Source organism: Streptomyces sp. NPDC048361 (assembly GCF_040651795.1).
GTDB lineage: Bacteria > Actinomycetota > Actinomycetes > Streptomycetales > Streptomycetaceae > Streptomyces.
Map to the genome: position 1 here is coordinate 111941 of NZ_JBEZKW010000018.1, position 11003 is coordinate 122943.

General features: G+C 72.0%; 7 protein-coding genes. All 7 read right to left on the reverse strand.

Annotated elements, in window-relative coordinates:
* Positions 1-16: 16 nt before the first annotated feature.
* The 7 genes from AB0D31_RS13585 to AB0D31_RS13615 all read right to left on the reverse strand — a co-directional run bounded on the left by AB0D31_RS13585 (position 17) and on the right by AB0D31_RS13615 (position 10840).
* Entirely contained in the window at positions 17-2104 is a 2088-nt protein-coding gene (locus tag AB0D31_RS13585) for a hypothetical protein (protein WP_362721369.1), read from the reverse strand.
* A gap of 269 nt (positions 2105-2373) precedes the next feature.
* A complete protein-coding gene (locus AB0D31_RS13590; protein ID WP_362721403.1) occupies positions 2374-3951 on the reverse strand; it encodes an APC family permease in 1578 nt (525 codons plus the stop codon).
* Positions 3952-4081: 130 nt separating this feature from the next.
* Positions 4082-4996, reverse strand: a complete 915-nt coding sequence (locus AB0D31_RS13595; RefSeq protein ID WP_362721371.1) for a glycoside hydrolase family 25 protein — start codon at positions 4994-4996, stop codon at positions 4082-4084.
* A 170-nt stretch (positions 4997-5166) separates the two neighbouring features.
* Entirely contained in the window at positions 5167-7068 is a 1902-nt protein-coding gene (locus AB0D31_RS13600; protein WP_362721374.1) for an alkaline phosphatase family protein, read from the reverse strand.
* A 184-nt stretch (positions 7069-7252) separates the two neighbouring features.
* Positions 7253-8485: an iron uptake transporter deferrochelatase/peroxidase subunit gene (gene efeB, locus AB0D31_RS13605; protein WP_362721376.1), complete on the reverse strand. Its 1233-nt coding sequence runs from the start codon at positions 8483-8485 to the stop codon at positions 7253-7255.
* Positions 8482-9759 (reverse strand): EfeM/EfeO family lipoprotein, encoded by a 1278-nt coding sequence (locus AB0D31_RS13610; RefSeq protein WP_362721379.1) that lies wholly within the window; start codon positions 9757-9759, stop codon positions 8482-8484. Before AB0D31_RS13610 ends, efeB begins: the two co-directional genes overlap by 4 nt.
* A 148-nt stretch (positions 9760-9907) precedes the next feature.
* Complete coding sequence (locus AB0D31_RS13615) at positions 9908-10840, reverse strand: NADP-dependent oxidoreductase (protein ID WP_362721406.1); 933 nt, start codon at positions 10838-10840, stop codon at positions 9908-9910.
* Between the last annotated feature and the right edge of the window lie 163 nt (positions 10841-11003).

Below are 11003 nucleotides of genomic sequence, written 5' to 3' on the forward strand. Positions count from 1 at the left end.
CGGTGCCACATCCCCCCTATGCGAAGGCGGCCGCCGCCTGCTGGAGCGGACTGACGTCCAGCAGGCGGGAGTTGTGCGCGAGGCGGGTGAAGCATTCCTGTATCTCGCCGTCCCAGCGCCGGGTGTGCTCGGTCAGCGGGTCGTTGTAGAGCCACAGCAGGGCGAGCAGCTTCGCGGTCGCCACCGCGAGGACCGTCTGGCCGCCGTCCTCGACGCCGTCGAGCAGCAGGGTGTAGGCCTCCTGGGGCGAGCGCTTGTACAGCAGCCGGCAGGGTGCGGAGGCGAGGTAGTCGAGCAGGCGGATCCAGGCGCGGTGGTCCTCGTCGAAGCGGTCGGCCAGGGCCGCGGCGACCGGGGTGAAGCGGCCGAGCGCCAGATCGTGGAAGAGCCGCCGTTCGACGGCCCCCGCGTCGCCGCCGGGGACGGGCAGCGCGGCCAGTGCGAGTTCCTGGCCCGCGAACACCTCGTGCCAGGGGTTCGCCTCGTCCGTCCGGACCGGCCGCGCGGCGTTCAGCGCGGTCAGGACGGAACGGGCCAGCCAGGGATGCAGGGTGGCGGGACCGTCGGCGTCGTCGCCCCAGCCGATCCGCCGGATGCGCGAGGGGCGGTGGGTGAAGGTGCTCACCCACAGGTGGCGGCGCAGGAGTTCGAGGCTGCGTGGGAGCTCCGTGGAGAGGGCGGGGAGCCGTGGGTCGTGGGCGGTGCGCACATCGGCGAGGTAGGCCGCAGCGAGCACGACCGCGGGCGCGGTGCCCCATGCGGCCCCGGGTACGGGAAGCCCTTCGGGCAGACAGCTCTCCAGGGCGTGCACCCACAGGGGGGTGCCGTCCTCGTCGGCCGGGGCGAGCAGCGAGAGCGCCGGCCCCGCGCCGCGGGGGGCCGGCTGGGCGCCGAAGGATTCATCGAGGACGGCGGAGACCGCGCCGCTGTGGCCCCCGGTGAGCCGGTGCACGACGGATGCGTGCAGGGGCCGGGCGGGCGATGGGTCGGAGCGGTCCATCGCGTAGCCGATCTGGTCCTCGGTCATCGGGTCGAGCCAGACCGGGTACCACCAGGCGGCCGCGGGCCCGTGCTCCACGCCGACGGCGGCGTCGTCGTCCCGCGCCCACAGGGAGCGGGTCGCTCGGGAGAGCAGCGGCACACGGCGCTGGGGGGTCGCGGTCAGCGGCGTGGGGCGCCAGGGCTCGCACCACCAGGAGGTCCATTCGGACTGCCACTGCTCGCACGCGGACAGGACGAGGAGCGGGTCGGCGGCGCCCGAACCGTCCAGGTCGGTCTGCTGGTTGCGGGACCTGGCGCTCGCGAGTTCCGTCAGGAAGCGGCGCCCGGCCGGGGTCTGCGCGCCGTCGGTGAGGAGCACCCAGGCGTGGTCGTGCCGGTCGCGGCGGGCACCCCGGGCGGGCAGCACGCACGAGCACGCGGAGCGCAGCGCGGGATGGCGCTCGGCCTGGTCCTTGGCGTCGGCGAGGAAGGCCGCCATCAGCGGGCCGACCGCGGCGGACCTGGAGGCGGAGCTCAGCCTGATCAGCGCGTCGATGGAGTGCGCGGACTCGGCTTCGGGAAGGGCGTTGTGCCAGCGCAGCGCATCCCGTACGCCCCAGCGCGCGGCGCTCTGCAGCAGTGATCCGATGACGGGCTTGGCCCGGTCGCGGACCGCGGTGACCACTTCGCGCGCGGGCCCCGATACGAGCGGGCTCAGCGCGCCCTGGGCGACGTCCAGGGTGGCGGCCGTGGCGAGTTCCAGCTGCCGGGCGGCTCTGCCACCGCGGGTGTTGCCGGTGTACTGCTTGATGAGTTCGCGTATCTGGTCGGCGGCGCGGCCGCGGTCGGGGTCCAGGTTCTCGTTGAGGGCGAGCAGCCCGAGGCCGAAGCGGTGGAAGACCGGGGCCTGGCGCAGGTTGTCCCAGCCGCGCATCATCTGGAAGGCGGCGAGCGCGGCCGCCGAGACCGGGTCGACGGGCTTCTCGTCGAAGTCGAGCGCCGCGTGGACCACCGTCGAACCGCAGGCTCGTGACACGGCCTTCAGCAGATCGCTCTTGCCCGACTGCCGGGGTCCGAGCAGCGCGACGATCGGCTGCCGCTGCCCCGGATACCGCCACAACATGTGCCGCAGGAAAGCGTCCGCTCCCCCTGCCGCGTGAAGATCCCCCACCCGCGCTCACCGCCCCCCGGAACCGACGCGCACAGGGCGCACCTTCCGCATCGATTGACACGGAAGGTAACACCTCGGGGACGCGTTGCGACGGGTGTTCCCACACATCCGTCGGCCGGATCCGCACAGGTGGGGCAGTTGCGGGGATTTAGGTGGAGCCCCAGGTAACCGGTTGCTTCAACTCCGGTGGTGCGGGGGCTGGTTGGAGCGGTGGGCCGGCCTCATTCGGCGGGCAGGGCGGTGACCGGGGCCGTGCGCAGGTGTGCCCTTCCCGAGCGGACCGCCCAGGCGAACACGGCGAGCGCGACGGCGCCCACCACCACGGAGTCGTACGGCGCCGGAAGGTCCCCCGACCCGCCGAAGGTGCCGAGCCAGGACAGCAGGGTGAGGGCGGCCAGGTGGAAGACGAGCCAGGCGCCGTTGCGCAGCTCCTCGCGCGGTGAACGCCCTTCGGCGTCGCGGCGCAGCATCAGGAAGAGCGGCACGCCCGCGAGGACCAGGGGCAGGGCGAGCCGCAGATGGTGCCAGCCCGACCAGTAAACGAACTCGCTCGCCACGACGAAGCTGATGGGCGCGATCCAGTGCACCCCGGGCACCTGTCCGTCGGCCGGCGGGAGTCCGCGCTCCTTGGCGTGGGCCCGGAACGCGGCGACGGCGACCGCGGAGGCGGCGTACACCAGCAGGTACATGTCGCCCATCACGCTGACGATGTCCTGCCAGCCGCCGAACGGCAGCATGAACAGGATGATCACGACGAGGTTGAGCAGGAGCGCCCGGCGTGCCATGCCGGAGCGGGGGTCGATGCGCATGAAGAACCGCGGCAGCAGGCCGTTCTTGGCCAGGGCGTAGGTGTGCCGGGCGTCGATGGCGACGCCGACGTAGGCCGAGCCGCCGGGTGAGACCACCGCGTCCGCGTAGAGCAGGGTGGCGAGCCAGTGCAGGTTGAGCACGAGGGCGAGCTGGCCGAAGGGCGAGTCGAAGTTGATGCCGTGCCATCCGTGGCCGAGGAGGGAGTCGGGGACGGTGAAGAGGAAGGCCAGTTGGAGGCCGAGATAGACCAGGACGGCGAGGCCGATGCCGGTCAGGACGGCGAGCGGCACGGTGCGGCGCGGGTTGCGGGCCTCACCGGAGAAGTCGAGGGGCGCCTGGAACCCGTTGACGGAGTAGACGATTCCGCCGCCGGCGAGCGCGGTCAGACAGGCGGCGTAGCCGTACGGCGCGAACCCGCCGTGGTCGGTGAGGCGTCCGGAGTGGGTGCCGGAGAGGAACAGGGCGACCACGGTGAGGACGGGGATGACGACCTTGAACAGGGAGACCAGGTTGTTGAGACGCGCGAAGGCGCGCACGGCGAACCAGTTGAGCGCGGTGAGGAGCACGCTCAGGCCGGTGGCGACGGCCAGTCCTGAGCCGGTGAGGCGGCCGTTGCCGTAGAGCCCGGGCAGGTAGTGCGCCGCGTACTGCATGATCGCGCTGATCTCGGCCGCGGTGCCGCCGACGGAGAGCAGCACGGACCAGCCGATGACGGTGCCCACCAGGCGCCCGCTGGCGTACAGCGGCCAGCGCACGGTGCCGCCGCCTTCCGGGCGGGTGGCGCCGAGCTCCACCATGACCAGGGCCACCAGGGCGCACAGCACGCCGGCCCCGACCCAGGAGAGCAGCACGGCGGGACCCGCGGTCTGCGCGGCGAACATGGCGGCGAACAGCCAGCCGGAGCCGAGGATGTTGGAGAACCCGATCGCGGTCAGGCTCCAGAACCCGAGCTCTTTGCGTAGCCTGCGCTCCTCGCCCAGGACCGTCAGGACCGCGGGGGTCTCCTCCCCCGGCTGTGTCGGCCGCACGCGCACCCGCCTCCTTGTATGACTCGACGACACCCGAGTGCCCAGCGTGTCATGGCCCGCGTCAAAGGTCAGCGAGGAAGCGGATCGAGTCCTACCAGGTTTCGACGGCGAAGCTGACGCCCGCCGTGTCGGTCCGCAGGCTCAGCTTCACGTCGTCGCGGGTGAGGTTCACGTCGACGGAGCCGTTCGCGGACGCGAGCCGTACGTCCTCGATGTCGCGCCACATGTGGCCGTCGTGGATGGCGACGCGGACCGAACCGGTCGCCGGGGCGTCGGTGATCTGGTCCATGCCGAGGTGGAGCCTGCGGTTGTAGGCGTCCCACGCGGTGCCGTGCGGCAGCAGGACGACGGTGGGCTGGCCGCCCGGGTCGACGTGGCCGGTGATCCATTGGGGCATGTCGGTCTCCTCGGGCGGTTGGGGCTGGAACGAGAGCGTCCAGGCGCGCAGTTCGGCCGTGCCGGCCAGGGGGCAGTAGTCGCGGTCGAGGTCGCCGGACTCGCCGTACTGGTGGAACATCCAGGTGGCCCGGATGCCGGGGTCGCCGGCGGCGCGGCCGGCGGTGGCGATCCACAGGAAGTCGGCGTAGTAGCCGTCCTGGTCGACGTTGCGCCAGTAGTCGAGGTTGGCGTACATGCCGACCGGGTGGTGCGGCAGGCGGCTCTTGGTGTGCCGCAACCAGGCGTCCTTGTAGGCGCGTTGGGTGGCTTTGGGGACGCCCGAGTTGGCGGGGTCGTACCCCTCCCAGTCGAGGATGACGACGTCGCCGGGCTGCCAGTCGACCTGGGCGATGAAGTAGTCGGCTTCGGCCTGGGGGCTGTTGCCCATGTTCGGGTAGTGGTAGCCGCCCCACACGAGCCCGTTGGCCTTGGCGTGGTCGCGCTGGGCGACCCAGCGCGGATTGATGTACGAGAGTCCTTCGGTGACCTTCACGAAGGCGAAGGACAGGCCGCTCGTATTCGGTGTCGATGACTGGTACGAAGCCCAGTCCTGCCCGTAGATCCCCATCAGACACCTTCCGTGAGCGGGCCGGAACCACCTCTTCCTGCCTTGTGCTTGCCCGCGTTGGAGCAGGTCGACTCCCGCGTCGGCGTGTCGTGCCGGCGGCTTTCCGGTGACCAACGCGCGAGGCCGCCGACAACGCGTCGGCGGCCCTGTGTCCAGCGGTGTTACGGGTGTTACGGGGCGGTGGTGGTGCGGTTCCTGCGGCGGTGCACGGTGAGGGCGATGCCCGCTCCGCCCACGGCGAGCGCCGCGGCGGTCAGGCCGGCCGGCAGGAGCGCCGAGGACGAGCCGGTCTCGGCCAGGCTCTCACCGGCCATCTGGGTCGTCGGGCTGTTGCCGGACCCGCCGGTGGTGGAGGCCGCGCCGGTACCGGGGGCCGGCGGCGCGGGGTGCTTGGGGATGGCCTTGACGGACTTGACCGAGCCGTCCGCGTTGAGCAGCACCTGCTTGCCGTTGGGGTGCTTGAAGTCGAAGGCCGACGTCAGCGGCTTGGCCCGGGCGTCGAAGGAGGCGTCACCGATCCGTCCGGTGCCCCAGTTGTCCTCGATGAAGCGGGTGATGGAGGCCTGCTCGGTCCGGGTGTGGTCGACCGAATTGACCTTGCTGTACGGGGAGATGACGAGCAGCGGCTGGCGCGTACCGGGGCCGCAGCGGTCGGAGTAGCCGCCGGCGGCGGCGGGACCGGCCTGGCAGGCGGGGCTGTCGGGGGCCTTGCCGTCGGAGCCCGGCTTGGTGTCCTTGGAGCCGTTCTGCGGCTTGGCGTAGGCGTGGTCGTACCAGCCGTCGGAGTCGTCGTAGGCGACGACGATGGCGGTGTCCTTCCACTGGGGCGACTGCTGGATCTTGTTGATCTGCTCGACGAGGTAGTGCTGCTCGTCCAGCGGGTCGGAGTAGGCGGCGTGGCCGTCCTGGAACTCCGGGGCCTTCAGGAAGCTCACCGCCGGCAGGTTGCCCGTGTTGAGCGCGGCGTCGAAGTCGGTGAGGTCGTAGTTGTGGTTGGCCTGCCCGTTGTGGCCGATCTCGGCGGTGTTCCTGGGCGGCAGGTGGTGCGGGTTGGACGTCGAGGCGTAGTACTGGAACGGCGAGTGGTGCGGGCTGTAGTCGACGGCCGCGGCGCCGCCCACGTTGGCGTGGGTGGTGCCCGAGCACTTCGCGTAGTCGCCCTGCTTGCCGTCCCAGGCGGTGCTGGGCCGGAAGCCGCCCTGGAACCAGCCCCAGGTCACCTTCTGCCGGTTGAGCAGGTCACCGATGTTGCGGCCCTGCATCACGGCCAGCGCGTTCTTGCTGGTGTGGTCCTTGTCCGAGCAGTCGTCGAACGCCGGGTCCGGGTCGTTGACCAGGGTGCCGACGCCCTTGGCGTCGGGCGAGACCACGGTGTACGGGTCGGGCGTCGCGGTCTGCTGGGGGTGTTCGCTGCCCGATGCGGGGTCGGTGGAGATGACGCCGTGGGTCTGCGCGGAGACGAGGTTGAGCGCGCCGGGCGTGGAAGGTCCGTAGGTGGTGCTGAAGGAGTTGTCGCCGAGCGAGTAGTGCTGGGCGTAGTTCCACAGGGCGGTGACGGTGTTGCCGTCGTAGTAGTCCATGACCAGGCCGGGCTCGCCGAACAGGTTGCCGGAGCACTTGCCGGAGTCGGTGTTCTGCACGTACTGGTCGGCCCTGCCGCCGTTGGCGGCGTACTGCTCGGGCCCGTAACCGTGGTTCTGGTCGCAGGTCAGGGCCTGCGCGGGGGTGAGCCGCTTGGGGAGGTACTGGTTCGGGTTCTTCTTCAGGAGCCCGGCGTTGCGCAGGGTGTCGATGTCCTTCGGCGTGTGCTTGTCCGCCGTGAACTCCGTGCCGTCGGTGTTGGCCGCCACCGGGTAGGAGCCGAAGTAGTGGTCGAAGGACACGTTCTCCTGGAAGAGCACCACCAGGTGCTTGACCGGGGTGGCCGTCCGGTCGCCGCCGTGGCCGTGGCCGGCCGAGTCCGCCGCGGCCGGGACCGTACCGCTCAGCAGGCCGAGCGCCGCGGCTCCCGCGAACGCCCCCCACCGTCTGGCCCGGCGCCCCGGGCCCACCGCGCTGCCTTTGCTGCCCATGCTCCGCGTGCCTCCATGGCGTCCGGAGACCGGCCGCCGTCGTGATGTCGTTGACGGGACGTGATACTTCGCGCGGACCACTACACCGGCACGGCGCCACCGTGTCCTGCCGGTGAACAGCCCGTCAGGAATTTCAGGCCAAAACTTGACCCTCTGTTGGCGATGGGCGGCCGGTCCTGCCTCTTCACGCGAGCAGGGCCCGGCCGAACCAGTCCGTCCGGTCCCGCACTCCCGGCAGGGCGAAGAAGTAACCCCCGCCGAACGGTTTGATGTAGTCCACCAGCGGCTCGCCCTTGAGCCGCTTCTGTACGGTCTCGAACTGCCGGGCCGGGTCCTGCTGGTAGCAGCAGAAGATCAGCCCCATGTCGAGGTCGCCGTTGGCGTCCATGCCGCGGTCGTAGTTGTAGCCGCGCCGCAGGATCCGCTGGTTCTCGCTCACCTGCCCGGAGCGCGGATTGGCGAGCCGGATGTGGCTGTCCAGCGGGATCACGTCCCCCTTGGGGTCCTCGGCGAAGTTCGGTACGTCGAACTCCGCGGAGCCGTCGAGCGGCGCTCCGGTGGAGCGGCTGCGTCCGAACATCCGCTCCTGCTCACTGAGCGAGACCCGGTCCCAGAACTCCACCATCATGCGGATGAGCCGCACGACCTGGTAGCTGCCGCCGGCGGTCCACGCCGGTTCCGCTCCTCCCGCGCCCACCCACACCAGCCGGTCCATCGCGGCGCTGTCGGCGGTGTCCGGATTGGCGGTGCCGTCCTTGAACCCCATGTGGTTACGGGGTGTGCCGCTCGGCCGCGGCGGGCTGGTGAAGCCGTCCATGCGCCAGCGCACCTGCATCCCGCCGCGGGTGTGCCGGGCGATGTCGCGCAGGGCGTGCAGGACGATGTCCGGGCTGTCGGCGCACAGTTGCAGACTCAGATCGCCGTGGCACCAGGCCGTGTCGAGGTCGTCGTCGGGGAAGGCAGGCATCGCGGTGAGCCGGGCCGGCCTGCGGCTCTTCAGCCCGAACCGGTCGTCGAAGAGGGAGGCACCGACACCCGTCGTGACGCTCACCCCTCCGGTGGGTCCCTGAGGGCCGAGCACCCCCGAGTCGCTGGGCGGCGCGGTGATGCCCACCGGTACGGGTGAGCCTCCGGTGGCCAGGAAGCGTGCCCGGTCGGTGAGCGCACGCAACAGCTCGGTGAGCTCCCTGCGGTCGGCCGCCGTCACGTCGAAGGACACCAACGCCGTTGCGCGCTGCGACGGTTGGAGGATTCCCGCCTGGTGCGTGCCGTGGAAGTCCGGGCGTGCGGCGGCCCGGTCCGCCGCTTCCGCGCGGGCCGGGCGGGGAATCGCGCCGGACAGAGCGGCCCCCGCCACGGCGGTTCCCACCCCCGCGGCCGCACCCCGCAGGAGGCCCCGTCGTCGTACCTCGCTCATGCCGTCCTCCGCGGGTCGCAGATCGTCGCCACGGGGGCGAGGAGTTCCACCGCCTGCCCGATGTCGCTGTTGAGCCGCTGCCTGTCCTGGTGGCCGAGACGGTCGAGCGGTGTCCACTTCCCGTCGCTCCCGAAGCCGTCCAGGGTGCGCTGCGTGCGGTCGAGCCAGGCGTCGAGGCGCGGCAGGTCCGGGTAGCGACTGGCGAGCAAGGGGCGGAGCAGGGTGAGCAGTTCGCGGGTCCCGTCGAGGTTGGCGCGGGCGGTGGCCAGGCTGCTGCCGCTGCCGTAGTCGGTGCGGCCGGTCAGCTCCGACTGGGCGGTGACTTCCAGGATCTCGTGGGCGCGCAGGCCCAGTTGGGACGGATCGAGCCGCACCTGGGGCCAGCTGTCACGCAGCGCGTGGACCGCCTGGGCGAGCCGATCGGCGGGGCCGCGCAGGGATGCCGCCGACTCGCCGTGCCACAGGCCGTACTCGACGCGGTGGAAGCCCGCGAAGTCCTTGGCGGAAGCAGCGTCCGCAGGGGCGGGGCCCGCGCCGTCGATGGCGCCGTCAGTGTCGCCGAACGCGTCGTAGGCGGCGCCCATCCGCTCGTACACCAGGTGCGCGGGCAGCCAGGCGGACCGCGCCGCTTCGAGGTCCCCGTCGTCCACGGAACGCTTCAACTCATCGGTACGGTCGGTGAGTTCGCCGGTCCTCGCCGTGATCCACTGCTGGTAGGCGAGGGCCACCGGAATGAGGTCGTGCTGGGTCAGCGGGACCGCGGCGGGACCGCCGCCGGTGGGGGCGCCCGCGACCTTCACGGTCGGTCCCGTGACCGCGTCGGCGTCGTCCGGCAGGCACTTGAAGGCGTAGGAGCCGCCGCCGAGAACCACCCGCATTTCGCGGGTGGTGCCGGGGGCGAGACCTTCGACCTCGCCGTAGATCGCACCGGTCGCGGGATCGGTGAGGTCTACCTCGGCGGCCGTCGTGGAGGTGTTGCGCAGGGCGAAGACCTGGGGGCCCGCCGTCGCGCCGTTCCACCCCTTGCCGCAGGAGGCGAGCGACACCTCGACGGGTGTCGGGCCCTGGGCGGCCGCGCTCTTCGCGTCCGGGCGGCCGCCGTCCCCGTCGAAGGTGCCGAGGGCCCAGGCGCCCCCGCCCACCACGATGGCCACCGCGGCTACGACGGCGGCCGGGCGCCGCACACCGGCCGGCCAGATCCGGCGGGCCGGCCGGCCTGACCCCTCATCGGGAGCGGCCGGCGCCCGCTCCGGCCCCGGCCCGGGGTCGATCATCACGGCGCTCCGTTCGTGTCGGTGGGAGGACGACGCCGCTCATGCTAGGCATCCGGCCCGACCCGAACGCGCATCCGGGTGGCCGCGCGTCCAGATTTACCCCCGCGTTCACCGACACGTCACCGGTTCGGGCCCCGGGCGGCGGAGGTCATGCCGCTTCTTCGCCGACCCGGATCACGATCTTGCCGTGGGCGTGGCCCGTCTGGCTGAGTTCGAAGGCGTCCGCCAGGCGCTCCAGGGGGAACGTCTCGGCGACCGGAACCTTGAGCTGCCCCGCGTCCGCCAGGCCGGCGAGCGTGTCGAGGCCGGGCCCGTCGGGGCGTACCCACATCCACTGGCCGCCCGCCTCCATGACCGAGGGGTCGGCGATCGAGGCGTGGCGGCCGCCGTCGCGCAGGACGGCCCGGGTGGTGTCGAGCACGCCGCCGACGTAGTCGACGACGACGTCCACACCCTCGGGGGCCAGCGCCCGGATGCGCTCGGCGGCGCCGTCGCCGTAGGTCACGGGCTCGGCGCCCAGTTCTCGCAGCCGCTCGTGGTTGCGCTCCGACGCCGTGCCGATGACCCGGGCGCCCAGGGCGCGCGCGATCTGTACGCCGAACGTGCCGACGCCGCCCGCCGCGCCGTGCACCAGGACGGTGTCGCCCTTTCCGGTGCCGAGCCGGGTCAGGGTCTGCTGCGCGGTGAGCCCCGCCAGTGGAACACCGGCGGACTGCTCCCAGCTCAGCGACTGCGGCCGGTGGGCGAGCGCCCGCACGGGCACGGTCACGAACTCGGCGAAGGTGCCGCCGTGGACATAGTCCTTGCGGGCGTAGGCGTAGACCTCCTCGCCCTCCTTCCACTCCGGGGTGTCGATGCCGACGCGCTCCACGACACCGGCGACGTCCCACCCCGGCACGACCGGGAAGACGGTGTCCATCATGCCGTCGAGGCCGCCGGACATGATCTTCCAGTCGACCGGGTTGACGGCCGCGCAGCGCACCCGTACGAGCACCTCGCCGGGGCCCACCTTGGGCAGCGGCTGCTCGGTGAGGCTGAGCACGGTGTTGTCCCCGTACCCGGTGTACGTCATGGCCTTCATGGTGCTTTTCTCGGTGCTTGCGGAGCTGGTGGGCATCGCGTGCTCTCTCCCGGTGTCGAGGTGGCGGGGAGGCCCGCCGCGCGGCGGCGCGCTCGGGGTATACGTCGCCGCGCTGTCCATGTGGTCGGCCGCGATCGGCGGCACGGCCAAGGTGTCATCCCGT